Below are 23,231 nucleotides of genomic sequence, written 5' to 3'. Positions count from 1 at the left end.
AATGATTATTCTGCAAATAATGGTCCCGCTAACCAAACAATAGGACCAGAGTATGAGAAATTGCCTGTACGTATCCCTTGTGAAAGAAGCGTTGTCCAATGCGGCGATGACCACACGCGCCATTGCGGCCGGCTTGGACCTGCTCCGTATGAACCGCAGCGACGACCCCGGCCTGTCAGATGATCACCACGAGGCGTTTTGTTGGTTGCTTGAGCAATCAGCCATAGAGGTGGGGGGCGCCATCGACATGGCGATGTATATCTTGCGCACGGAGCCGCAGGAGGAAGCCAGCCACGGCAGCGTGGCCGCGAATGTCCTTCAAGCGGGCTGACAAATGAGCAGGTTGGAACGATATCGGGAAACCGTGGCGCTGGCGCTGAAGGACAGGAATCCGGAAATGTGGACGGCGTTGCGGACAGCCGGAGAGCTGGACGCGTATCTGACGGAGTTCGCTCAGATGTTGGTGGAGGCGTTCAGGATGAGCTACGACCGAGCGTCGCACACGGCGGACGTCCAGAATCTGCCGCCGATGGAAAAGGTGGGCAGGTTGAACGCGCTGGAGAAGGAGATCGAGGAAGTGGTATTCGCGGAGCTGCTGGAATTTCCGGAGGACGATCCGGAGAACGAGGAAAGCGGGGAGCCCGGATTAGAGGGGGTCTCACCATGAAACCGACGATCAAACTCATCCTGCTTCTGCTGTCTCTGACTGCGCAGGCTGACGACGGAGACTACGACACCGGGTCGCTGACGGAAGAAGCCGACCGCGCCGTGGATGACTACTACGCAAAGTCGGCCGCCCGAAAGGCCGAGCTGGAGGAGATGGCGCGCGGCGGCGACCTGTCGCCGACCTACATCCAGCCGACCTACCGCGGCACCAGCATCCCGGACTATGGCCGGTCTGGGTATGTGATCCAGCCCAATCTGGGCGGCGGCTCGACGGCTTATCCGACCTATCCCGGAACCTCCGTCCCGAACTACATGGGCCAGGGCTACCAAATCCGCCGGTGAATGGCCGAACAACCCAGATCGCGGCGTAACGGCCCGGCTGATGCAAGCTCTGCTCGTCGGAACCCGGTCACCCGCCGGGTTTCGGTCGGGCATCCCCTTCGATTACACGCGCTGGGCAAGTTCCACAGCATCGATTCTTACAACACCCATGAGCCGTTCCTTCCGCCATACGCCGATCGCCGGCATCACCACCGCCCGATCCGATAAGCCATACAAACGCGCTGAGCATGGTCGCGAACGCTGCGCCTTGCGCGAGGCGCTATGTCACGGCGATGGTCACGTCCACCCCAAGGCTTTCGGTAATCCCTGGAGTTCCTGTAAGGACGGCAAGCAGTACCTACGCGCGGCGCAGCGGGGTCGCTGGCTGCGAAAGTGAGAGCATAAGGCCCCAGCGTCGGCGGCGCACCCGGCTTGCCCTTGCCTCGAGATGCGTTGAAGGGGTTCTTCTCTCGAGAGAGCGCGTAAAGTATCGCGGCGTGGCCGCGACTTCCGACACCAGCCACCTTGCCGGCGAGGATGACACAGCTCGCCCCGCCACCGCGGCCGGGATGATAGCAAAACCCATGCTCGAACACCCTGCCCGACCCTGCCGCGATACGCGTCTATCATTTTGTATACCTGTGAGAGACGTGATAGACCAGCCTGAAACCCGCATTCCACCGCCTACCAAAAGTTTATTTTTCGTTTTTGATAGACAGATGATCTTTTCTTTAAGAGCTTGTGATAGACTTCCTATCGTGTTCAATTCGTCTCACGCGTGGAGTGCTCGCCATGAAACACCAGACCATCGGTTACATTCGGGTCAGTTCTGTCGGCCAGAACACTGACAGGCAGTTGGCAGGGATAGCGTTGGATCGGGTCTTCGAGGAAAAGGCGAGCGGGAAGACGGTCACCGCTCGGCCTGTCCTGGCGGAATGCCTATCCTACGTCCGGGCCGGGGATACGCTGGTCTGTCATTCCATGGATCGGTTGGCCCGCAATACGGAGGAGCTGCTGGGCTTGGTCCGGGAACTCACGGGAAAAGGGGTGACGGTCCAGTTCTTGAAAGAAAACCTAATCTTTTCGGGCTCCGACGCCGATCCGTTCAAGAACCTGATGCTCAGCATGCTGGCAGCGTTCGGGCAATTCGAGCGTGAGCTGATCAACGAAAGGCGGCGGGAAGGTGTGGCGGCCGCCCGCGCCAAGGGTAAGAAGTTCGGTGCTCCGCCCAAACTGACCCTAGAGCTATGCCAGCAAATCGACGAGCTGTTGGCCGCCGGAAACAACAAGCGGGCCACAGCCAAGGCGGTCGGAATCGGGGAGGCTACTCTGTATCGCTATCTGAGCGAAAAGAGCTAGAACATGCGATGCAAAAGCACGGGGGAATCTTAGGGGGAACCATTCCGTAGCCAAGTCGTTATGTATATGATCTAACATATAAATTATCGATAGTTTGCGTTCCATTCTCTCCGCCAACTGACCTCCCGTCGCGTTCCATGAAGCCAGCCCATAAGTGACTTGCTTTTGCTCCCTGGGTTTCCCCAGGTAACCGCTCGGTTCCCTGGGAACGCGGGCGTCCCGCCTGCTGATAAAGCGGCCAGGGTGGTCGCGTTCCCGGCAAAAAAGCGGTGGTATGAACGGTTACGGTTGAAGAGCGTATTTTTGTTCACCATTGAATGGACGCTGAAATAGACAGATTGGGGAATCCACATGGCCGCAACCAATTTCAAGACAGAGAACAACACATTCCGCAAGCTGATCGGCAACGGTTTGACGTACCGTATCCCCCGTTTTCAACGCGACTACAGTTGGACTAGCGAGGAATGGGAAGACCTGTGGATGGATATTCTCGATACCTTGAAGGCAAATGGCGAACCTGCGCACTACATGGGGTATCTGGTATTGCAGTCTGCCGACGACAAGACCTTTGACGTCATCGACGGGCAACAGCGGCTGACAACGATCAGCATCATCGTCCTGGCAGTGCTCAAGAATATCCAGCGACTCATCGACGCCGGCAATGACGCCGATGCGAACAGGCAACGCCTGAATCAGATACGGCAGACGTACGTAGGTTACCTCGACCCGGTTACGCTCGTCGCCCGACCAAAACTCACGCTCAACCGCAACAACAACAATTACTTCCAGAATTATCTGGTGCCGCTCGGACATCTTCCGCAACGCGGGTTCCGTGCCTCCGAACACCTGCTGCGCAACGCCTTCGACTGGTTCGACAGGCAGGTGGCGGCTTATCTGAAGGCCAGCAGCGGTGACGAAGGCAAGCGGCTGGCGCAACTGACCGAGGATATCAGCGATCGCCTATTTTTCACGGTCATCACCGTGACCGATGAACTCAATGCCTACAAGGTATTTGAGACGCTGAACGCGCGGGGCGTGAGGCTCTCCGCCACCGACCTGTTGAAAAACTACCTGTTCTCTGTACTCGACCGAGGCGGCGAGACGGATCACGAATTGCGCAATCTGGAGGATCGTTGGGAAAACATCGTCGGACGCCTGCAATCGGAAAATTTTCCGGACTTCCTGCGCGTGCACTGGAACAGCCGTCGCGCCTTTGCGCGACAGGCCGACCTGTTCAAGACGATACGAGCGCGGATCAACACACGCGAAGCAGTTTTTCAGTTGCTGCGCGATATGGAAGAAGATCTCGACACCTATCTGGCCCTGTCTTCGCCCGAAGCCTCGGACTGGGCGCAGGACGACAAGCAACTGGCGGGCGCCCTGAAAACCTTCCGGGTGCGGCAGCCTTTTCCGCTGCTTCTGGCCGCAAAGCGGCAGTTCGATGCGGCGGACTTCACCGGGCTACTGCGATCCACGGTGGTCATTTCGATGCGATTTAACGTCATCGGCGCCTACAGCACGGCTGAGCAGGAGCGTACCTACAACGCCGTGGCGGAACGAATCGCAACAAGGGAAATCACCCAGCTTGGCGCCGCGCTGTCGGCCATGCGAGGTGTTTACCCGGACGATGCGGCGTTCCGCTCCGCCTTCGCCGACAAAGTCATCCGCACCACCGACGCCCGCAACAACCGGGTGGTGCGTTTTATCCTGTGCGCACTGGAGAAACGTTTGTCTAATCAGGATTACAGCTTTACTAGCGATGCATTCAATATCGAGCATGTCTTGCCGCAGAACGCACCCGATGGCTGGGGCGGATTCAGCAACGACGACGCCGAAGCGATGACCTATCGGCTTGGCAATATGACCTTGCTGCAAACCGGCACCAACCGGAACATCGGCACGGCCGTTTATGCCGACAAACGGGAAACCTATCGCCAAAGCGGCTTCGCGATAACGCAAAAATTGGCGAATGACCATGCCGATTGGACGCCGGAACACATCGCCACCCGGCAGAACTGGATGGCGAATCAGGCCACTGCCATCTGGCGCATTGCCCAATTGAGCTGAGGATGTTTGCCGGTTGGAGGAGCGAATGCTGTTCTCATTGGAATGGGAACTGCAATAATTTCGACCGGACGGAATTGAAGAAAGAGGAAAAAATCATGGCCAGCGGACAACTATTGAGACAACTGATCAGGTCGGGGGCGCTTGGCGACGAAGCCGGATTTCGCGCCGCTTCCGAGGCGGTCATCAAGGAAGAGCGCGAAAAGAATCATCATTTGCTGGCCAATGATCTGGAGCGGTTGCTTTACGGCGACCGGACAGCGACCCAAAGCAACGTTCGGAAGCTGCATGGATTGGCCAGCTTTCCCGCCAACAAAGATAATGGTTTGGCTTTGCTTGAAGAGCGAGCGGTGATCCGGGAAGAAAAGGACATTGTCCTTTCGGATGCCACGCAGACTATTCTTTCTGAAATAGTGCATGAACATAACAGGGCGGATGTGCTGCGCTCCTATGGTTTGCAGCCGGCCCAAAAACTTCTGTTTTGTGGGCCTTCGGGCTGCGGCAAAACTTTGGCGGCCGAAGTCATTGCCCATAGCCTATCGTTGCCTCTGGTGATTATTCGGCTCGATTCGGTGATTTCATCCTTCCTTGGCGAGACGGCGGGCAATCTGCGCAAGGTCTTCGACTACGTGTCGCAAAATCCGGTGGTTGCCTTGTTCGATGAATTCGACGCTTTGGCCAAGGACCGTGGTGATGCAGCGGATCATGGCGAACTCAAGCGCTCGGTGAATGCCGTCCTGCAAATGCTCGATGGCTATCGAGGGGAAAGCCTGCTGATTGCCACCACCAACTACGAGTCCTTGCTGGACCAAGCGGTCTGGCGCAGATTCGATGAAACCCTGCGCTTCGAGCTTCCCAACCTGGAACAAATCAAGCGTCTGCTGGCGCTGAAACTGTCCGGTATACGCCGTGAATTTGAGACGGATGCCCATGAGATTGCGAACCTGTTCAAGGGCATGTCCCATGCCGACATAGAGCGCGTTTTACGCAGAGCGGTGAAACAGATGATTCTGTCGAGGCGGGAGTTTTTGCAACGCGGCCATCTTGAGGAAGCGTTGAAGCGCGAATATCAGCCCAAGCATTAAGCGTGTCTGGGGAAGCGCAAGGAAAAACAAGGAACATCAACAATGGCCTATGAGCATCTGAAGTTCAGTCGTGAAGCGCCACTGACAGACCGCCATAAACAACGAGGCTTTCCATCCAGCCTCAAGCCAGAGAATCCAAAAACTTTTGGCGCTGGCTTGCGGCGAACATTTGAGGCAGCAAAACAGCCTGCCGCCGATGAACTGACAGGCTACGATGGTCGCATCCTGCTCAAGGTGCAGCTACGCGATGGCGCGACGGCTCCCGAGCTGAATCTTATCCCTGGTGTCGAGCTGGTCGGCCAGGAAGACAAATCCGTTGTCCTTGCCTTTGCAGACCAAGCAGGGATGGCGGAATTTGAATGCCGGCTTGCCAGTTTGGCGCACGATGGCAAGGCCACCCGCGCGGAACTTCTCTACGCCCTGGAAGGGTTCGACCACTGGACGGCGGAAGATCGTAAAGGCGCTGCGCTTCGGCAACACGGATTTCCGGAGGCGGAGCGTTTTGTCTTGGATGTGGAACTCTGGCCGCTCGAGCGGGCCGATCAGCGCAACGCCTTGCTCAAGGCATTTCTTGCCAGCTTGCAAAAACTAGGCATCGAAAGGCTTGATGACCTGAATCAGCCTTCCCTCGTCATGGTGCGAGTGCGCTGCACGAGGGAGCAGGCGGAGTCGGTGTTGCTCAAGCATCGGGATGTGCGCAGGGTCGATTTGCCGCCGCGCGCCGGGGTTGCCGTCGGAGTGCTGGTTACGGATATCGACCAACTTCCCTCGCCGCCGCAGCCGCCGGAGAACGCACCCGCCATCGCCGTACTCGATGCGGGCCTTGCCAGCGGCCACCCCCTCTTGGCAAGCGCGGTCGCAGATGCGCAAGGCTATCTCGAACCCGCCCGCCAGCCCCACGATAACCCACCGCATTGGCACGGTACCTTCGTTTCCGGCCTGGCGCTGTATGGCGATGTTCAGGAATGCCTACGGCAAAGGCGGTTTATTCCGCAATTGCGCTTGTTCTCCGGCAAGGTGTTTGAGGATGACGGCAACGATCAAACGGAATTTGTCGAGAAGGCAGTCGAAGAAGCCGTCAGGGACTTGCAGGCTCAATATGGCTGTCGCGTTTTCAACCTCAGCTACGGCGATTACAACAAGGTTTACGACGGCAGGCACGTGCGTGGTCTGGCCTACACGCTGGACCGCCTGACACGCGAACTAGGTGTGCTTTTTGTCGTACCGACGGGCAACCTGTGCCTCGACGAATTGCCCGACGACGCCCGCAACCGTTACCCCGATTATTTATTCGCAGACCACGCGCGTCTGCTCGACCCCGCGCCGGCATTGAACGCCCTGGCGGTCGGCGGACTTGCCCGGCATACCGCCACGCGCGATGCTCAGCGCAATCCGCAACCTATTGAAGATTCGCCTCTCGCACGGGAAGGCCAGCCTTTCCCCCTGGGGCGAAGCGGATTTTCGGTCGGCGGCGCCGTCAAACCCGATGTGGTCGAATATGCCGGTAACCTGGCGCTGATGCGTAGCGGCGGCAGAACGCGCCATACGGGGTTGGGCATCGTCTCGACCTGCGGCGGCTTTGCCAATGGCCGCCCCTTTGCCGAAGACATCGGCACCAGCTATGCGGCGCCGCAAGTCGCGCATCGCGCCGCCCGCCTGCTAAACGAAATGCCCGATGCCTCGGCCTATCTGTTGCGGGCGCTGTTGGCCGCCCATTCACGCTGGCCCCGAGCATGCGTCGAGTTGCTTAATTCCGCCGACGATGCGGCAGGAAAGAAGCGGCTGCTACATCTGGTCGGTTATGGGCGCATAGACGACGAAGCTTTGTACCGCTCCGTCGATCAAGCCGTTACGCTGCTTGCCGAAGACAGGATCGCCAACGACAAATGCCACTTCTACGAACTGCCGATACCGCCCAGTTTCTGGTCGGCTGGAAAACGCCAACGAGAAATCACCATCGTGCTCGCCTATAGCCCGGACATCCGTACGACCCGCCTTGATTACCGCATGAGCAAGTTGTGGTACACGCTCGTCAAGGCCTGCGATCTGGACGAAGTGGAGAATGCCTTCAAGAAAAATCGCGAGGAAGGCATGGGAGAAATCAACCTGAATCGCTGGTTGTCGAACAAGGATAGAAAGGCCGGCACGCTGCAAGTTTCGCGCTGGGGATTCAAGCTGCCGCCCCGCAACGGCGACAAGCTATTCGCCGTTGTCACGCGCCAGGACACGCCTTGGGGAACAGTGGCCGATGGCGAAGAGCCCTACTCGCTGGTGGCGGTGTTGGCCGACCGGGAAAACGCGCAGGCAAATCTGTACGCGGAAGTTCGCGCCCAACTTGACGCACGCGCCCAGGCCCGTGCGCGTGCACGGGTGTAAGGAGCCGCTTGAGCATGAGTAATAAACAAAAACTCGAACTCACCTGGATCGGCAAATACGAAAGGCCACGTCTGGAGCCACGTATTCTCATCGAAGACCCGGACAAGTCCTATCACGCCGCCCAGCGGGTGACGGACAACGACATCTTCGACAACCGGCTGATCTTCGGCGACAACCTGCTGGCGTTGAAGGCGCTGGAGGCGGAATTTGCCGGCAAGGTGAAGTGCGTATTCATCGATCCGCCGTACAACACCGGCAGCGCCTTTACCCATTACGACGACGGGCTGGAGCATTCCATCTGGCTGTCCTTGATGCGCGACCGGCTGGAGATCATCCGGCGGCTGTTGGCGGAGGATGGTTCGTTGTGGATCACGATTGACGACAACGAAGCGCATTATTTGAAAGTGTTGTCCTGAATCCGTGCTCCCACCCTCTAAATAATAGAGTTGTTTCCGATGATAACCGCATGATTACAAAGAAATTTTTAGATTCCAAAGGCCAGCGCCAAGCCCGAAAAAGCTATCTATGAATAGACTGAGTCGGTTTCTAATGCGATGCATCAAGCAATGAAAGGTCTTCATTCCTCCAATGGAGTGTTCGACGGAGATGCGAGTTCGCGCTTGCTTTTTGTTCTCGCGCCTTTGTTGATCTGCCAACGCGGGATGAGGATTGTTCTTGGAGGCTCTGGGTTTCTTATGAGGCAGGTGAATTCTGGCTTTATTCCCATAATCGGAAGCGGCCCCCAAGAACCCCAAATCCAACCAGACATCGGCACCGTCAAACCATGATAAGGCAGGATCGAACCATCGCTTCATCAGCGCATAATCATGAACACTGCCGGCCACGATACTTCCAACGAACAAAATTTGCCGTGCCAGGGTCGAAATGACTAGGGTTTTAACCGTATGGCGTTTTTTTTACCGCTATAGTGGGCTTTCTGCTGATCGTCATCCTGCGGCCTGACGCAACTGCATTCCACCCCGTCAATGATGATATCTCCATGTTTTTCAATCAGCTTCATCATCTCTCCCGGGGTCGTCAGCTCCCGCTCGGGCAGCAGATCAAGTTTCGCCAGGCTGCGCCGTAACACGGGCAGAAGTTGCGCCACATGGCGATGCGCGTGTCCCGAGCTGAAGCCAAAATGAAAGCCCAGGACATCGAAGGTACAGTAGGTCTTGAGGTAATGCAAAATGAAGAACAGCTTCTTATCTATCCGATCGAGATAGCCCACATGGCCACCTTTGGGTACCCGTTTTATTTCGCCTTGCTGAACGCGTTCTTGCTGAATCTCCGCATGAGCCTCCTCAAAGATAGGGCAAAGCTTGGCGAATTGCGCCTTACTCATTCCGATCAGGGCTCTGACGGTACGCTCACTGGTTTCTTCCATGAACTTTTCAAAAATCATTGGCTGACATCATTCGATTGTTGTTAATTGTTTTATACCACAACAAATCCATTTATTTCAACGGAAGCAACTCTAATTCATAACATATTGAATCCATTGTATAATTAGCCCATTTTCGATGTCACCCATTTGATCATGCCGCGCTTTAAAGTCAAGCAATCCAGCAAGCTGCAACTGACCTCGTATTCCGGCCTGGCGCTGATTGGCCAGTGCTGCCAGGCGGCGCAGGTGGAGGCGGTCATTGATCCGAAGATTCCGGTGTCGCAAGGCATGCGCACCTCGGACATCGTCAAGAGCGTGGTCGGGTTGTTGAGTCTGGGCAAGAGCGACTTCGAAGCCATCGAACCGTTTCGGGAGGACCGCTTCTTCAAGGAGTCGCTGGGGCTGACGAAGGTGCCCGGAGCCGTGTGGCTGCGCCAGCGTCTGAATGCCAAGGCGGAAGCCATCCGCGATCTGGCCGATGAGCTTTCCCTGAGGCTGCTGGAGCGAACCGAGGCGCCGATCACGCCGCACAAGGGCTATGTCTGCTGCGACATCGATACCTTCGCCATGGACAATAGTGGCACGAAGAAGGAAGCGGTGTCGCGCACCTATCAGGGCTTCGACGGTTACACGCCGATTGCCGCCTATCTCGGCAACGAAGGCTGGAACACCGGGCTGGAACTGAGGCCAGGGTCCCGCCACTCGGCGTTCGAGACGCACTACTTCTACGAGCGGCTGTTTCCGCGCATCGAACGCCTGGTCAAACCGGATCAGCCCGTGCTGCTGCGCGAGGACAGCGGTTTCGACGGCGCACAGCTCCTGTTCGCCAAGGCCGCGGAGCGAGACCGGCAAGCCGCGCTGGGGCGAAGCCTCGACTTCATCTGCAAGTGGAACCCCCGCAAGCAGGACAAGGCGGCCTGGGTGGCGCGCGCCGAGGACGCGGGCGCCTTTGCCGAGACTCGCCCCGGTAAGCGCGAGGCCCTCCTGTCGCTGGACATCGAGCGCGCCTGGCACAAGGAGAAGCGCTCCTTCCGCCTGGTCGCCAGGGTCGTCGAGCGCACCATCGACAAGAAGGGCCAACACCTGCTGGCCCCGGAGGTCGAACTGGAAGGCGGGTGGACGACGCTCTCCTGTTCCGCCGAGGAAGTGATCGAACTCTACCAGCACCACGGCATGCATGAGCAGTTCCACTCCGACAAATTCGCCGGGAGCGAATTTGGACGCTGCCAGGCGCCCGTAGGGGCCGCGCTCAGGACGAGCGCGGATCAATTCAAGACCGACCTCGACCTGGAACGGCTGCCCTCGGGCAAGTTCGACACCAACGACGTGATCCTGCATCTGGCGGCCTTCGCCTACAACTGCCTGCGTCTCTTGGGACAGATCGGCCTGACTGGCGAGATTGCGCCGATCCGTCATCCGGCCAAGCGCCGCCGCATCCGGACCGTGCTGCAGGAGATCATGTACCGGGCGGCGAAGTTCGTCGCCCATGCCCGCCGGCTGATCCTCGATTTCGGCCGTGGCGTGGCGGCAAACGTAGCCGTGTTCGTGATGCTTCAGAATCGGCTGTGGGCGGCGGCGTCCGGATGACGGGAAATGCCTGCCGCACGCCTCGAATCCCTGATTCCGGAACCCCGGAAGGGACAGTCTCGCGCAGGGAGCGGAAAATGAGCTGACGATAAGCGCACGCCAAGCAGATTGGCCCCGAAACCCCGGTCGAATGTTCCCCGGATCGCCGGTAGCGAGGGCAAATCCCAAGGGAGAGCGCTCGAAATTCATGCGTTCAGGCCCGATGGGAAGGTGTAAGCCGAGGGGAACACGGATTCAGGTGTTGTGCGATGAAATCTTTGGACGAGCCAATTTTGTATCTAACGCAATTTGGCAGAAGAAATATACAGTAGCCAACGATGCTAAGTGGCTTGCTGAGAATCACGATCACATTCTCATATACGCAAAAAACAAGGAAACATGGCGTCCAAATAGGCTCGAACGAACACCAGAGATGGATAGTCGCTACAAGAATCCCGACAAACATCCCAAGGGGCCTTGGAAGGCAACCCCCCTATACGCAAAGCGTACAGGGTCAGAAAAGGAACAGGCATTTTCTTTCCAGTTCAAAAATGGCGTCGTTTGGACACCTCCTCGTGGTACGTCGCCAAGATTTCCTGCGGAAGCCCTCCGACAAATGGATGAGAATGACGAAATCTGGTTTGGTAGCGATGGTACGGCGACGCCATCTAGAAAAACCTTTTTGAGTGAACTTAAACTGTCAGCACCACCAGCCCCGACGGTTTGGCTGCATTCTGATGCCGGCAACAATCATGAGGCACGCGACGAAGTAAAAGCGATCAATCCGGATGATTCGTTCGCTACCCCAAAGCCAGAGAAACTTCTGAAGCGGGTTCTCGATTTGGCCACCAACCCCAACGACCTCGTCCTCGACTCCTTCGCCGGTTCCGGCACCACCGGCGCCGTCGCCCACAAGATGGGCCGGCGCTGGATCATGGTGGAGCTGGGCGAGCACTGCCACACCCACATCATCCCGCGCCTGAAAAAGGTCATCGACGGCGAAGACTCTGGCGGCATCACCCAGGCTGTGGACTGGAAAGGCGGCGGCGGCTTCCGCTATTACCGCCTGGCGCCATCCCTGCTGGAAAAGGACCGCTGGGGCAATTGGGTCATCGCGCAAAGCTACAACGCCGCCATGCTGGCGGAGGCGGTGTGCAAGCTGATGGGCTTCACCTACGCGCCCAGCGAGCGGCATTATTGGCTGCACGGCCGTTCGTCGGAGCGGGATTTCATCTACGTCACCACCCAAAGCCTGACCCACGACCAGCTTCGCGCGATCTCGGAAGAAGTCGGCGAGGATCGCAGCCTGTTGGTGTGCTGCAAGGCGTTCAACGCCAATCCGGACGCTTTCGCCAACCTGACGGTGCGTAAAATCCCCCATGCGGTGCTGCGCCGCTGCGAATGGGGCAAGGACGATTACAGCTTGAACGTGGCCAATTTGCCGATGGCGGCAGCTGTCGAAACTGGCAACCAGACGGCAACTCCGCCTTTGCCCCAGGCCGATTTGTTTGCAGAGGGAGAATAAACTACGAATTGACCGAACACCCCTGCGCAAGCGTGCCATTCAAACGGAATGGCCGGAGCGCGTCTTGCTCCGGCCACAACGAGTGGAAGCGAACCGGATGGATGCGGCACTGCAACGCCGTTTGGTACGGATCGACGAATACGGAGGGTCTTACGGGTGATCGTGAACACGGCGCGCACGCCCCCGCGCATTGTGACGGCGTATTTCGATCGGGGCATGAGGAACCAGCTATGAACTTGCATATAGACGAGGAAGCCGACGCGCTTCATTTGCAGTTGGTGGATGTCCCCGTGGTGGAGTCGGAGGAAATGGCGCCCGGCATCATCGTGGACTATGACGCTTCGAACCAAGTGGTCGGCATCGAGGTACTGCATTTGTCGAAGCGCCCCCGGCCGGTGAATCTTACGGATTTCCGTTTTCATGCCACGCCGAAGAAATCGCCGGCGGCTGCGGCGTGAGAAAAAAGTATTGATCGGAGGACTAGCGATGTTGTCATTGAAAATAGAATATGAAGTGCCGGAAGATCGCACTTTGCATGTCCAGTTGCCTAAGGAAATAAAGCCAGGAAAGCACGAATTCGTGCTGGTCGTGGACGAGGGAGAAACATTGGAGATTTCTCCCAGCGAACAGCTCAAGGAATTGATCGGCAGCATTTCCTGGCCCGAGGAGCCTTTGGACTATCAGCGCCGCTTGCGCGAAGAATGGCCATGAAATTCCTGCTGGATACCAATGCGGCGCTGTATTTCCTGCAAGACCGGCTGGAGCAGCCGTTGCCGCGCGGCCGATACCTGTTTTCGGTCATCACGGAAATCGAGCTGTTTTCCTATCCCAATATGTCTCCCCTTGAGGAGGCATCGATCCGGCGTTTTCTGGCGCCGATGGAACGAGTTGAATTGGATATGTCGGTGCGCGAAAGAACCATAGCGGTTCGGCGCGCCTGCCGCCTGAAGCTGCCGGACGCCATGATCGCCGCTTCGGCTTTGCTGCACGATGCTGTGTTACTCAGCAACGATAGCGGTTTCGACCGGGTAACGGAACTGAACAGACAGGGCTTGCTCGTCAAGTCTCGGGAGCCATGATGACCGACCGCGCGCTGAGGGCCATCGTTCAACGTCTTTCCCTGCGTCCGCCCCAGGCCGCTTCTCTGGAAATCCTCGCGGAGTTGCTGGGCAGGGTGGACCTTGCCGGGGGAGATCCCGCTGCAGCCTTGGCCGAAATTCAGGCGCTATATCCCCAGGTGGAGGACTTCGAGCGAGACTTCCCGTCGCTTTGCTTCGCCCTGGCGACCGGTGTGGGCAAGACGCGTCTCATGGGCGCATTCATTGCCTACCTCTACCTGACCGGCAAGAGCCGGCATTTCTTCGTGTTGGCACCCAACACCACCATTTACCGCAAGCTGATCGGCGATTTCACCCCGGAACACCCCAAGTACGTGTTGAAGGGGATTGCCGAATTCGCCCAACATCCGCCGCTCATCATCACCGGCGAAAACTACGACAGCGGGCGCGGCACGCGCTTCGACGACGGCCGCTCCACCGACTTGCTCGGTTCCGACGTCCACATCAACATCTTCAACATCGACAAGATCAACAAGAAGGAAGGCGCCAAGATGCGGCGCCTGCAGGAAACCATCGGTGAGAGCTACTACGAATACCTGGCCAAGCTCGATGACCTGGTTCTCATCATGGACGAGGCGCACCGCTACCGCGCCAGCGCCGGCGCCAAAGCCATCGACGGCCTGAACCCCATTCTGGGCCTGGAACTGACCGCCACCCCCAAAACCGTCGGCACCCGCTCCACCGACTTCCGCAACGTCATTTACCGCTACGACCTGGGCCAGGCCATGGTGGACGGTTTCGTGAAAGAACCGGCCGTGGCCACGCGCAAGGATTTTGACCCGAAGTCTGTTTCCGAAGAGCGCTTGGAGCAAATCAAGCTGGAAGACGCTGTGCATTACCACGACCACGTGGCTGTCGAACTGGACCGGTATCACCGCGTGTCCGGCCGCCCCAAGGTGCATCCCTTCATTCTGGTGGTGGCCCAAGACACTGAGCACGCCAGACGGCTGCGCACCCACATCGAGTCGGAGGCCTTTTTCAAAGGCCGTTTCAAGGATAAGGTCGCCGAAGTGCATTCCGCGCTGCGCGGCGAAGAGACCGAAGAGGCCACGGAACGCCTGGTTTCCCTGGAGCGGGACAACCGCACGGAGATCGTCATCCACGTCAACAAGCTCAAGGAAGGCTGGGACGTGACGAACCTTTACACCATCGTGCCGCTACGGGCATCGGCGTCGGACATCCTGACCGAGCAGACGCTGGGCCGGGGGCTGCGCCTGCCCTATGGCGAGCGCGTTTCGCGCGGCGACGATGACGAGTTCGCCGCCGTCGACCGCTTGACCGTCATTGCCCACGACCGCTTCGACGAGATCATTAGAGTTGCTTCCGTTGAAATAAATGGATTTGTTGTGGTATAAAACAATTAACAACAATCGAATGATGTCAGCCAATGATTTTTGAAAAGTTCATGGAAGAAACCAGTGAGCGTACCGTCAGAGCCCTGATCGGAATGAGTAAGGCGCAATTCGCCAAGCTTTGCCCTATCTTTGAGGAGGCTCATGCGGAGATTCAGCAAGAACGCGTTCAGCAAGGCGAAATAAAACGGGTACCCAAAGGTGGCCATGTGGGCTATCTCGATCGGATAGATAAGAAGCTGTTCTTCATTTTGCATTACCTCAAGACCTACTGTACCTTCGATGTCCTGGGCTTTCATTTTGGCTTCAGCTCGGGACACGCGCATCGCCATGTGGCGCAACTTCTGCCCGTGTTACGGCGCAGCCTGGCGAAACTTGATCTGCTGCCCGAGCGGGAGCTGACGACCCCGGGAGAGATGATGAAGCTGATTGAAAAACATGGAGATATCATCATTGACGGGGTGGAATGCAGTTGCGTCAGGCCGCAGGATGACGATCAGCAGAAAGCCCACTATAGCGGTAAAAAAAACGCCATACGGTTAAAACCCTAGTCATTTCGACCCTGGCACGGCAAATTTTGTTCGTTGGAAGTATCGTGGCCGGCAGTGTTCATGATTATGCGCTGATGAAGCGATGGTTCGATCCTGCCTTATCATGGTTTGACGGTGCCGATGTCTGGTTGGATTTGGGGTTCTTGGGGGCCGCTTCCGATTATGGGAATAAAGCCAGAATTCACCTGCCTCATAAGAAACCCAGAGCCTCCAAGAACAATCCTCATCCCGCGTTGGCAGATCAACAAAGGCGCGAGAACAAAAAGCAAGCGCGAACTCGCATCTCCGTCGAACACTCCATTGGAGGAATGAAGACCTTTCATTGCTTGATGCATCGCATTAGAAACCGACTCAGTCTATTCATAGATAGCTTTTTCGGGCTTGGCGCTGGCCTTTGGAATCTAAAAATTTCTTTGTAATCATGCGGTTATCATCGGAAACAACTCTATTAAACGGGCCAAGGAACCGGGCTCCATCGTCATGAAACGGCTGGAGATCGGCGAGGGCGGCGATGTATCGCCAGCCGGTGCCACGTTGGTTACTGCGCCTTCCGTGGCCGAAATGCTGATTACCGGTGTCGGTCCGTCCGTCTTGGGCGTCGCGGAACCGGCTCCCCCCTATGCCTTCAAGTCGAAGGAGGAAAGCCGCACGGCGGAAGTGACTTTCGAGGTGATTCGCCGCTTCGACCGCAAACTGGGCAACGTCGAAGAATTACGCCAACCCGAAGTTCAGCGTCAGATTGCCCAGGAGGTAAAAGCGCTGATCCAGCCGGTCCAGGGGGGACTGGAAGGCTTCATCGAAGCGCCACGCGTCGATGAGATCGTCGAGGCCGTCGCCCAGACCGTGGCGGAACGTACCCTCTCGATTCCACAGATTGTGGTGATTCCGAAGCGCCAAGTGACGTTCCGATTTACCGGCTTCGACCTGAAGGACCTGAACACCATCAATGTCCATCCCATCGAGGACGAGTTGGTGATCCAGACCTTGCGCACGGAAGCACGCAGTTATCTGGCCAAAACCGTGGATGACCCGCGTGAGGATCGCTTCGAGGATTATCTCGTTCGCTACCTCATCGAACGCAACGAGATCGACTACGACGCCCACGCCAATCTGCTGTACAAGCTTGCCGGGCAGCTTGTGACACGCCTGCGTGCCTATCTGGCATCCGATACGGAGGTGGAAAGCGTGTTGCTGCGCAACGGTCGCCAGCTCGCCGAGTTCATCTTTGTCCAGATGATGCAGCACTATGAGGAAACCCCTTTGGGTAAGTGTAGGCCTTACGCTCGGAAAACTTCTTGGAAATGCCCCAGCCGATGATGACGATCTCCGACGCCCTGAGAGCCGCCTCGATGGCCGCATCGTTCCTCGAACCGATATCGTGAGCCTTTCCCTTGAAATCCTGAGTCTGGACCTTGGCAAACAAGTTGACCACGATCAGGCGATTGACCCCTTCAAACTCCGGCAGGTTTCTCCTGAATACCGTCTCCTCCATGAATCGCACGGACCTGTCCGCTATCTCCCGGCTGGCATAGCTCGGATTCTGCATGATCACGCATGCCGTTATTCCCATCCCCGCGTTATCCGGCATGACGATATCCAGCCAATAACGGTAAAGCAGCCCTTCTTCTTCGGAAAACTCCGCGGATACCTGTGCGCCTTCGATATGCCTATATTTCATGAGTAACACGCCTGCCGGAGAGCTTTCACCGGGAGATATTGAAAAAATACTGCGTGTTGAAAGACGGCAGCCAAAACGCGCAAGTACAGACCAGCGACGGCTGAAGAAGCGGGCCGAAGCGAAAATGCATACGCTGGCCAGGCGCCTGGCCCATCTGCATACCCGGAATTTCATGTGAGGCACCACCGATGACCGACGTCCGATTGACCACGCTCTCCCACGGCGGCGGCTGCGGCTGCAAGATCGCCCCCGCCGTGCTGTCGCAGATGCTGGCGGAACTGCCCCTGGCTAGCCGCTTTCCCGACCTGCTGGTCGGGGCGGAGACCAGCGACGACGCCGCGGTCTACCGCATCGGGCCCCACCAGGCCGTGGTCGCCACCACCGACTTCTTCATGCCGATCGTCGACGATCCTTACGATTTCGGCCGCATCGCCGCCACCAACGCCCTGTCCGACGTCTACGCCATGGGCGGCGCACCGATCCTGGCCCTGGCCGTGGTGGGCATGCCGGTGGACAAGCTGCCGGTGGAGACGGTGCGGAAGATCCTGGCCGGCGGCGCGGCGGTGTGCGAAGCGGCGGGAATCCCCATCGCCGGGGGGCACTCCATCGACTCCCCCGAACCGATCTACGGGCTGGTCGCGCTCGGCCTGGTGCATCCGGACAAGCTCAAGCGCAACGACGGGGCCCGGCCCGGCGACGTGCTGATCCTGGGCAAACCCTTAGGTATAGGCGTCCTCAGCGCGGCGCTCAAAAAAGGCCGACTCGATGCCGCAGGCTATGCCCGGATGATCGAACACACCACCCGCCTGAACAGCGTCGGGACGGCGCTGGCGGAGCTCGACGGCGTGCATGCCATGACCGACGTCACCGGCTTCGGCCTGCTCGGGCATCTCCTGGAAATCTGCCGGGGCTCGCAACTCGGCGCGGAGATCGTTTTCGGCAACATTCCCGTCATCGACGTCGCCATGGAACTGGCCCGGGACGGCTACGCCACCGGCGCCGCCGTCCGCAACTGGGACAGCTACGGCGCGTCGATCCGGCTGGACCCCGGCCTGGCCGAATGGCAACGCAAGCTGCTGTGCGATCCCCAGACCAGCGGGGGCCTCTTGGTCGCCTGCGATCCGGCGAGCGCCGGCGAGGTCATGGCCTTGTTCGAGTCGCAGGGCTATGGTCAGGCGGGCCGGATCGGGCGGATGCGGGGGCTGGGGGATGTGACAGGCATCTGCGTTGAGGTGATGAAAGATAACCCCCCTCAGTCCCCCCTTATCAGGGGGGAAGGACAGCAAATGATAACCGAACGCCAAACGGCTCCCACCCCTCGGTCCCCCCTTGTCAGGGGGGAAGAACAGCAGGTGATGACCGAACACCAAACGGCTCCCACCCCTCGGTCCCCCCTTGTCAGGGGGGAAGAACAGCAAATGATGACCGAACACCAAACGGTTTCCGCCCCTCGATCCCCCCTTGTCAGGGGGGAAGAACAACGGTCCTCTCAGTCCCATTTCGAGGGAAAAACCGAAGCGTCCTCGCCGCCCCCCCTTGATAACCCCCCTGATAAGGGGGGCAGGGGGGTTCAGAGGGCCATCTACCTCCCCTACGACAAGAACCTCACCGCCCTGGCCCGTGAAAACCGCAAGAACCCCACCCCGGCCGAATCCTTGCTCTGGAACAAGGTGCTGCGCTGCCGCCAGTTCGCTCGGTACAAGTTCCTGCGGCAAAAACCCATAGGCGGCTACATCGTCGATTTCTATTGCCCCGAGCTCCAGCTGGTCATCGAGATCGACGGCGACAGCCATGCCCGGCAAATCGGATACGATAGCGAACGGACGCGCTTCCTCAACTCCCTTGGTCTGGAAGTGGTTCGCTATGCCAACCAGGAAGTCCTGCACAATCTCGCGGGCGTTTTCGCCGATTTGTCACGCCGCGTCGAGACCAGGATCTGAGCCGCCCGCGTGGCCCGGGGCGGCGCCGGCCATCCCTTGCAGCAATCCGGCGCCACAAGCACTAGAATCTCCCCACCGGAACCGACCGTCCCGGCCGTCATGCAGCCTTAACCGGAGACTCCCATGGCCAAGAACACCCAGAATTCCACACCGACCCGCAAGCTGTTCGACACCTTGAACGATTTCTGGCAGCGGGCGAAAAGCGAAGCCGGCGTCTCGGGCGAGGGCCCCGACGGCACCCGCCGCCGCAACAACATGATCCTGTACCTGCTGCTGGTGCTGTCGACCCTGTACCTGCTGAACGGCTACCAGACCCTGCGCAACGAGGAAATCCCCTACAGCGAATTCCTGAAGGCGGTGTCCGAAGGCAAGGTCGAAGAGGCCGTCGTCACCGAACAGGCCATTTCGGGCACCCTCAAGCCCGAAGCCGAAGGCGAATCGCCCAGAGCCTTCATCACCGTGCCGCTGTGGAACCACGAACTCGCCGCGGAACTGGAAAAAAAGGGCGTGAAATACTCGGTCCGCTACGGCAGCAACTGGTTCAGCAACCTGATCTTCAACTGGGTCGTTCCGATCGCCCTGCTAACCCTGTTCTGGACCTGGATGGCGCGGCGCATGACCGGCGGGCGGGGATTCCTGAGCATCGGCAAGAAGACCAAAATCCAGGCCGACACCGCCGCCAAGGTCACTTTCGGCGACGTGGCCGGGGCCGACGAGGCCAAGCAGGAGCTGCGGGAAACCATCGAGTTCCTGCAGAACCCCACCCGCATCCAGAGCTTGGGCGGACGCATGCCCAAGGGCGTGCTGCTGGTCGGCCCGCCCGGCACCGGCAAGACCCTGCTGGCCCGCGCCGTCGCTGGCGAAGCCGGGGTGCCGTTCTTCAACATCAGCGGTTCGGAGTTCATCGAGCTGTTCGTCGGCGTCGGCGCCGCCCGCGTGCGCGACCTGTTCGAACAGGCCCGCCAGAACGCCCCTTGCATCATATTCATCGACGAGTTGGACGCCATCGGCCGCTCCCGCGGCGGCCCGGTGGTGATGGGCGGCCACGACGAGCGCGAGCAGACCCTCAACCAACTGCTGACCGAGATGGACGGCTTCGACCCCTCGGTCGGGGTCGCCGTGATGGCCGCCACCAACCGCCCGGAAATCCTGGACAAGGCCCTGCTCCGCTCCGGACGCTTCGACCGCCAGATCGTGGTGGACAAGCCGGGGTTGGAGGACCGGGTCGCGATCCTCGAGCTGCACACCCAGAAGATGAAACTGGCGGCGGACGTCGATCTGCGTGTCGTCGCCCAGCGCACACCGGGTTTCGTCGGCGCCGACCTGGCCAACGCCGCCAACGAGGCCGCCATCATCGCCGTGCGCGCCGACAAGACCGCCGTCGGCATGGCGGACTTCGAGGCCGCCATCGACCGCATCCTGGCGGGTCCCGAGAAGAAAAGCCGGTTGCTCAGCGATGCCGAGAAGCACCGCGTGGCGGTCCACGAATCCGGCCACGCCCTGGTCGCCGAGATCGTCCCCACCGGCGAGCCGGTGCACAAGGTCTCGATCATTCCCCGCGGCGCGGCGGCCTTGGGCTTCACCCTGCAGTTGCCGGTCGAAGAGAAATTCCTGTCGACCGAACAGGAGCTGAAGGACCAGATCGCCATCCTGCTGGGCGGCCGCACCGCGGAGGAGCTGGTGTTCGGCGAATCCTCCAGCGGCGCCCAGAACGACCTGGAAAAGGCCTCCGAAATCGCCCGCACCATGGTCTGCAGCCTCGGGATGAGCAAGGTGCTCGGCCCCCTCACCTACGGCCGCCGCCAGCAGCTCGCCTATCTCAATATCGAAGGTACCGAGGAACGCAACTTCAGCGAGGAAACGGCACGGCTGATCGACGACGAGGTGCGGAAACTGATCGAGGAAGGGCTGCAGCGCGTGCGCGAAATCCTCACCCAGCGCCGCGCCACGCTGGACAAGCTCGCCGCCCTGCTCAAGGAAAAGGAGGTCGTGAGCGGAGAGGAGGTCAAAACCGTCATCCGCGAAACGGCGTGATACTAGCGAACGCGAAAAAGGCCGCCGGGTGGCTGCACCGGAATTGCTGATTCCCCCGGGCGGAATTCCTGTTCTGCCCGGCTCTCCAGCCCACGCGACGTGACCGCGCTTTACCTTCACGGCGCATGACCAGCCTCCGACGCCAGCCTGCTGTATCGCTCGGCGATCCGCGCGGCGACCGATTCCCACGCATACAGACGCTTCGCTTTGGCGAAAGCCGCCTGTTGCATCCGACGACGATCCGCAGCGGACACGAGCAGCGCCCTTAGGATGGCGGACGCGAACTCCGCCGGCCTCCGGGGATCGGCGAGATAGCCGTCCTCCCCCGACGATACGATTTCCGACGGTCCGCCGTGGGGCGTCGCGACCACTGGCGTCCCGGACGCGAAGGCTTCGACTAGGACCAGGCCGAACGGCTCGTAAGGCGAAGGGCAGAGGAAAAGGTCCGCCGCGCTGTAGTATTGGCGCAGGTCCTCATCGGAAAGACGGGGAAACCAGTGGATGGCCGGTTCGATGCCAAGCGCTTTCGCCCGCTCGACCAGCCGGACCCGGTATGCGGCCTCCTCCGGGGCGGCGGGCTCCGACCCCAAGGGCATCAGAAACGTCGCGGACTTGCCGGCATCCGCGAGTTCCCGAAGCACGCGCGGTATCGCCTCCATCAATTCCAGAAAGCCTTTACGGGGATCCAGGCGACCCACGGTCAGCAGCACGAAATCCGTGGCAAAGCCGAGCCGGCGCTGCAACCGCGCCTTGTCGTCGCAGCGACGGAACGCGGAGAGGTCCACGCCGCCGGGAATGACCGCAATTTTTGCCGGATCGCAGGCATAGCGCTGAACCAGCGCATCCCGCTCCACCTGACCCAAGGCGATGGCGGCGTCCGCCGCACCCAGAATCCGCCGTTCCGCCGCGATGCGCACGGCGTAGCGGAAAACAGCGCCGTCCGGATCGGAGTCGGGGAGACGATCCCGCTTCAACGCGCCGAGCGAATGGGCGGTGAAGACCATTGGCTTCCCCAGAGACAACCCGGCTGCCGCCGCACAAACGCCACCGTCCCAGTAATGGCCGTGGAATACATCCGCGGTACCCAGCCACTCTAGCTGGTCGGCTATCACCGCGGCGGTGAACTGCGGGAGATACGGCCCCATGTCCTCCTTGCGCAGGAAACCCGCGGGCCCCATCGGATATCGGTATACCGTGGCCGATTCCGCGATCGGCTCGCGAGGCGCTCCCAAACCCCACAGCCGGGTAAAGACACGCACCTCGTAGCCGAGGCGGGCGAGGTGAAGGGCAACCTCGCGTTCGTAGGTGCATTGCCCACCGGAATCAGGCTGACCAGGCGCTGCCAGCGGATCGCTGTGCGGACTGAAAAACGCGATTCTCACGAACGTCCCCCCGGCCCGCTCTTTGCCGCGACTTCCGGGAACTCCGGCAACCGGAGTCCGTAATGGCTCAAACCTTCGATGATGCCGTCGCCGTAACTGGCCTTCGCGACGAATATCCGGACGGCCGGGTTCCGGGCTCTCAGCCTGCGCGCATCCCGCCGGACGGCCTCTGGCGTATTACCCACCAGCATGCCGCAACAGCCCAGAGTGAACACGTCGAGATCGTTTCCGGAATCGCCGGCGAAAAACACCCGCCCCGGCGCCAGCCCATAGGAGGCGGCGACATGGCCCAGGGCTTTCGCCTTGCCTGCCCCATCCGGCAGCACGTCGAGCAGCGCACGCCCTGTCGCTTCCTCGAAGCTCGTCACCAGCATCAGGCCGCTGCCGCATTCCGACACGCGGGAAACGAGTTCGGCACGCAGTTCCTCGTCCAGGGCTTCCGGATAGTAGAAGCTGAATTTATGCGGCCCCTGCTTGGCCGGCTCCTGCGGCGCCAGGCGGGAAACCGGGGCGAGCGAACGCCACAAGCCTTCGCGGTCCAGCGGCGGACCGAGCCGGCGCTCCCATGTCCGGTCCAACCGGCCGGCGGCGTCATAAATTTCGGTCCCAACGTTACAGATCCACCAGGTCGGCTCCGGAAGGCCGAAGTCAGCCAGGCCTTCTCTGGCAAGGTCGAGGTAGCGTCCGCTGACGTAACAGGTCGGACAGCCCGCCTTGCTCAATGCGTCCAGCAAGTGTCGGGTCCGCTCCAGACAGCCGGAAGCCGCCCGCAAAGAGGTGTTCGGGAACAGCGTTCCGTCCAGGTCGGAAGCGAACAAGAAAGGGAC

25 protein-coding genes are annotated in these 23,231 nt (G+C 59.5%); 20 read left to right on the top strand and 5 right to left on the bottom strand.

What is annotated here, in order from left to right:
• Window positions 1-52: 52 nt before the first annotated feature.
• The 8 genes from ABZN20_RS18640 to ABZN20_RS18605 all read left to right on the top strand — a co-directional run bounded on the left by ABZN20_RS18640 (window position 53) and on the right by ABZN20_RS18605 (window position 8,287).
• On the top strand, window positions 53-331 hold the full coding sequence (locus ABZN20_RS18640; RefSeq protein ID WP_367026222.1) for a hypothetical protein: 279 nt from the start codon (window positions 53-55) through the stop codon (window positions 329-331).
• Window positions 332-364: 33 nt separating this feature from the next.
• Window positions 365-667, top strand: coding sequence for a hypothetical protein (locus ABZN20_RS18635; RefSeq protein WP_367026221.1), 303 nt, complete (start codon window positions 365-367; stop codon window positions 665-667).
• Complete coding sequence (locus ABZN20_RS18630) at window positions 664-1,008, top strand: hypothetical protein (RefSeq protein ID WP_367026220.1); 345 nt, start codon at window positions 664-666, stop codon at window positions 1,006-1,008. Before ABZN20_RS18635 ends, ABZN20_RS18630 begins: the two co-directional genes overlap by 4 nt.
• A 771-nt stretch (window positions 1,009-1,779) precedes the next feature.
• The gene (locus tag ABZN20_RS18625; RefSeq protein ID WP_367026219.1) at window positions 1,780-2,346 is read left to right on the top strand and encodes a recombinase family protein; all 567 of its coding nucleotides are present in this window, start codon (window positions 1,780-1,782) and stop codon (window positions 2,344-2,346) included.
• 351 nt (window positions 2,347-2,697) lie between these two features.
• Entirely contained in the window at window positions 2,698-4,413 is a 1,716-nt protein-coding gene (locus ABZN20_RS18620; protein WP_367026218.1) for a DUF262 domain-containing protein, read from the top strand.
• Between the two features lie 95 nt (window positions 4,414-4,508).
• Complete coding sequence (locus ABZN20_RS18615) at window positions 4,509-5,495, top strand: AAA family ATPase (protein WP_218805893.1); 987 nt, start codon at window positions 4,509-4,511, stop codon at window positions 5,493-5,495.
• A 42-nt stretch (window positions 5,496-5,537) separates the two neighbouring features.
• Entirely contained in the window at window positions 5,538-7,871 is a 2,334-nt protein-coding gene (locus ABZN20_RS18610) for a S8 family serine peptidase (protein WP_367026217.1), read from the top strand.
• 14 nt (window positions 7,872-7,885) lie between these two features.
• Entirely contained in the window at window positions 7,886-8,287 is a 402-nt protein-coding gene (locus tag ABZN20_RS18605) for a DNA methyltransferase (RefSeq protein WP_367026216.1), read from the top strand.
• A 54-nt stretch (window positions 8,288-8,341) separates the two neighbouring features.
• Here ABZN20_RS18605 and ABZN20_RS18600 read toward each other — a convergent pair whose 3' ends face one another.
• Both ABZN20_RS18600 and ABZN20_RS18595 read right to left on the bottom strand, forming a co-directional pair.
• Window positions 8,342-8,734 carry a transposase family protein gene (locus ABZN20_RS18600; protein WP_367025614.1) on the bottom strand — a complete coding sequence of 131 codons (393 nt, stop codon included), beginning with the start codon at window positions 8,732-8,734 and terminating at the stop codon, window positions 8,342-8,344.
• Between the two features lie 26 nt (window positions 8,735-8,760).
• Window positions 8,761-9,276, bottom strand: coding sequence for a helix-turn-helix domain-containing protein (locus ABZN20_RS18595; protein ID WP_367025613.1), 516 nt, complete (start codon window positions 9,274-9,276; stop codon window positions 8,761-8,763).
• A 135-nt stretch (window positions 9,277-9,411) separates the two neighbouring features.
• Between ABZN20_RS18595 and ABZN20_RS18590 the strand changes: the two genes are divergently transcribed.
• The 9 genes from ABZN20_RS18590 (at window position 9,412) to ABZN20_RS18550 (ending at window position 16,687) form a co-directional block, all read left to right on the top strand.
• On the top strand, window positions 9,412-10,845 hold the full coding sequence (locus ABZN20_RS18590; protein WP_367026215.1) for an IS1380 family transposase: 1,434 nt from the start codon (window positions 9,412-9,414) through the stop codon (window positions 10,843-10,845).
• A 130-nt stretch (window positions 10,846-10,975) separates the two neighbouring features.
• The gene (locus ABZN20_RS18585) at window positions 10,976-12,349 is read left to right on the top strand and encodes a site-specific DNA-methyltransferase (protein ID WP_367026214.1); all 1,374 of its coding nucleotides are present in this window, start codon (window positions 10,976-10,978) and stop codon (window positions 12,347-12,349) included.
• 230 nt (window positions 12,350-12,579) lie between these two features.
• On the top strand, window positions 12,580-12,807 hold the full coding sequence (locus ABZN20_RS18580; RefSeq protein WP_367026213.1) for a DUF2283 domain-containing protein: 228 nt from the start codon (window positions 12,580-12,582) through the stop codon (window positions 12,805-12,807).
• 28 nt (window positions 12,808-12,835) lie between these two features.
• Window positions 12,836-13,060, top strand: a complete 225-nt coding sequence (locus ABZN20_RS18575) for a hypothetical protein (RefSeq protein WP_367026212.1) — start codon at window positions 12,836-12,838, stop codon at window positions 13,058-13,060.
• Window positions 13,057-13,428, top strand: coding sequence for a type II toxin-antitoxin system VapC family toxin (locus ABZN20_RS18570; RefSeq protein WP_367026211.1), 372 nt, complete (start codon window positions 13,057-13,059; stop codon window positions 13,426-13,428). Before ABZN20_RS18575 ends, ABZN20_RS18570 begins: the two co-directional genes overlap by 4 nt.
• Complete coding sequence (locus ABZN20_RS18565) at window positions 13,425-14,822, top strand: DEAD/DEAH box helicase (RefSeq protein WP_367026210.1); 1,398 nt, start codon at window positions 13,425-13,427, stop codon at window positions 14,820-14,822. Before ABZN20_RS18570 ends, ABZN20_RS18565 begins: the two co-directional genes overlap by 4 nt.
• A gap of 32 nt (window positions 14,823-14,854) precedes the next feature.
• Window positions 14,855-15,370: a helix-turn-helix domain-containing protein gene (locus ABZN20_RS18560; RefSeq protein WP_367025613.1), complete on the top strand. Its 516-nt coding sequence runs from the start codon at window positions 14,855-14,857 to the stop codon at window positions 15,368-15,370.
• Between the two features lie 26 nt (window positions 15,371-15,396).
• Window positions 15,397-15,789: a transposase family protein gene (locus ABZN20_RS18555; protein ID WP_367025614.1), complete on the top strand. Its 393-nt coding sequence runs from the start codon at window positions 15,397-15,399 to the stop codon at window positions 15,787-15,789.
• Window positions 15,790-15,850: 61 nt separating this feature from the next.
• Window positions 15,851-16,687 carry a hypothetical protein gene (locus tag ABZN20_RS18550; protein ID WP_367026209.1) on the top strand — a complete coding sequence of 279 codons (837 nt, stop codon included), beginning with the start codon at window positions 15,851-15,853 and terminating at the stop codon, window positions 16,685-16,687.
• Here ABZN20_RS18550 and ABZN20_RS18545 read toward each other — a convergent pair.
• Window positions 16,590-17,048 (bottom strand): DUF1643 domain-containing protein, encoded by a 459-nt coding sequence (locus ABZN20_RS18545; protein WP_367026208.1) that lies wholly within the window; start codon window positions 17,046-17,048, stop codon window positions 16,590-16,592. The genes ABZN20_RS18550 and ABZN20_RS18545 overlap by 98 nt on opposite strands.
• Between ABZN20_RS18545 and ABZN20_RS18540 the strand changes: the two genes are divergently transcribed.
• The 3 genes from ABZN20_RS18540 to ftsH all read left to right on the top strand — a co-directional run bounded on the left by ABZN20_RS18540 (window position 17,047) and on the right by ftsH (window position 21,022).
• On the top strand, window positions 17,047-17,226 hold the full coding sequence (locus tag ABZN20_RS18540; protein WP_367026207.1) for a hypothetical protein: 180 nt from the start codon (window positions 17,047-17,049) through the stop codon (window positions 17,224-17,226). The two genes, ABZN20_RS18545 and ABZN20_RS18540, sit on opposite strands and share 2 nt — an antisense overlap.
• A gap of 10 nt (window positions 17,227-17,236) precedes the next feature.
• Complete coding sequence (gene selD, locus ABZN20_RS18535; RefSeq protein WP_367026206.1) at window positions 17,237-18,988, top strand: selenide, water dikinase SelD; 1,752 nt, start codon at window positions 17,237-17,239, stop codon at window positions 18,986-18,988.
• A 123-nt stretch (window positions 18,989-19,111) separates the two neighbouring features.
• Window positions 19,112-21,022, top strand: a complete 1,911-nt coding sequence (ftsH, locus tag ABZN20_RS18530; RefSeq protein ID WP_367026205.1) for an ATP-dependent zinc metalloprotease FtsH — start codon at window positions 19,112-19,114, stop codon at window positions 21,020-21,022.
• A 116-nt stretch (window positions 21,023-21,138) separates the two neighbouring features.
• On the opposite strand, the gene ABZN20_RS18525 is transcribed toward ftsH, so the two are convergent.
• Both ABZN20_RS18525 and ABZN20_RS18520 read right to left on the bottom strand, forming a co-directional pair.
• Window positions 21,139-22,404 carry a glycosyltransferase gene (locus tag ABZN20_RS18525; protein ID WP_367026204.1) on the bottom strand — a complete coding sequence of 422 codons (1,266 nt, stop codon included), beginning with the start codon at window positions 22,402-22,404 and terminating at the stop codon, window positions 21,139-21,141.
• Window positions 22,401-23,222: an HAD-IIB family hydrolase gene (locus ABZN20_RS18520; RefSeq protein ID WP_367026203.1), complete on the bottom strand. Its 822-nt coding sequence runs from the start codon at window positions 23,220-23,222 to the stop codon at window positions 22,401-22,403. Before ABZN20_RS18520 ends, ABZN20_RS18525 begins: the two co-directional genes overlap by 4 nt.
• Window positions 23,223-23,231 lie beyond the last annotated feature (9 nt).

It is taken from the genome of Methylococcus sp. ANG (genome assembly GCF_040730495.1).
Lineage (GTDB): Bacteria > Pseudomonadota > Gammaproteobacteria > Methylococcales > Methylococcaceae > Methylococcus.
The sequence above is the reverse complement of the archived record's forward strand: the minus strand, read 5'-3'. Positions and strand labels throughout refer to the sequence as shown.

Coding starts and splice junctions, on each gene's coding strand:
- ABZN20_RS18640 (WP_367026222.1), top strand. CDS start 53: ATGAGAAATTGCCTGTACGTATCCCTTGTGAAAGAAGCGTTGTCCAAT.
- ABZN20_RS18630 (WP_367026220.1), top strand. CDS start 664: ATGAAACCGACGATCAAACTCATCCTGCTTCTGCTGTCTCTGACTGCG.
- ABZN20_RS18625 (WP_367026219.1), top strand. CDS start 1,780: ATGAAACACCAGACCATCGGTTACATTCGGGTCAGTTCTGTCGGCCAG.
- ABZN20_RS18620 (WP_367026218.1), top strand. CDS start 2,698: ATGGCCGCAACCAATTTCAAGACAGAGAACAACACATTCCGCAAGCTG.
- ABZN20_RS18615 (WP_218805893.1), top strand. CDS start 4,509: ATGGCCAGCGGACAACTATTGAGACAACTGATCAGGTCGGGGGCGCTT.
- ABZN20_RS18610 (WP_367026217.1), top strand. CDS start 5,538: ATGGCCTATGAGCATCTGAAGTTCAGTCGTGAAGCGCCACTGACAGAC.
- ABZN20_RS18605 (WP_367026216.1), top strand. CDS start 7,886: ATGAGTAATAAACAAAAACTCGAACTCACCTGGATCGGCAAATACGAA.
- ABZN20_RS18595 (WP_367025613.1), bottom strand. CDS start 9,276: ATGATTTTTGAAAAGTTCATGGAAGAAACCAGTGAGCGTACCGTCAGA.
- ABZN20_RS18590 (WP_367026215.1), top strand. CDS start 9,412: ATGCCGCGCTTTAAAGTCAAGCAATCCAGCAAGCTGCAACTGACCTCG.
- ABZN20_RS18585 (WP_367026214.1), top strand. CDS start 10,976: ATGTTCCCCGGATCGCCGGTAGCGAGGGCAAATCCCAAGGGAGAGCGC.
- ABZN20_RS18580 (WP_367026213.1), top strand. CDS start 12,580: ATGAACTTGCATATAGACGAGGAAGCCGACGCGCTTCATTTGCAGTTG.
- ABZN20_RS18575 (WP_367026212.1), top strand. CDS start 12,836: ATGTTGTCATTGAAAATAGAATATGAAGTGCCGGAAGATCGCACTTTG.
- ABZN20_RS18570 (WP_367026211.1), top strand. CDS start 13,057: ATGAAATTCCTGCTGGATACCAATGCGGCGCTGTATTTCCTGCAAGAC.
- ABZN20_RS18565 (WP_367026210.1), top strand. CDS start 13,425: ATGATGACCGACCGCGCGCTGAGGGCCATCGTTCAACGTCTTTCCCTG.
- ABZN20_RS18560 (WP_367025613.1), top strand. CDS start 14,855: ATGATTTTTGAAAAGTTCATGGAAGAAACCAGTGAGCGTACCGTCAGA.
- ABZN20_RS18550 (WP_367026209.1), top strand. CDS start 15,851: ATGAAACGGCTGGAGATCGGCGAGGGCGGCGATGTATCGCCAGCCGGT.
- ABZN20_RS18540 (WP_367026207.1), top strand. CDS start 17,047: ATGAGTAACACGCCTGCCGGAGAGCTTTCACCGGGAGATATTGAAAAA.
- ABZN20_RS18545 (WP_367026208.1), bottom strand. CDS start 17,048: ATGAAATATAGGCATATCGAAGGCGCACAGGTATCCGCGGAGTTTTCC.
- selD (WP_367026206.1), top strand. CDS start 17,237: ATGACCGACGTCCGATTGACCACGCTCTCCCACGGCGGCGGCTGCGGC.
- ftsH (WP_367026205.1), top strand. CDS start 19,112: ATGGCCAAGAACACCCAGAATTCCACACCGACCCGCAAGCTGTTCGAC.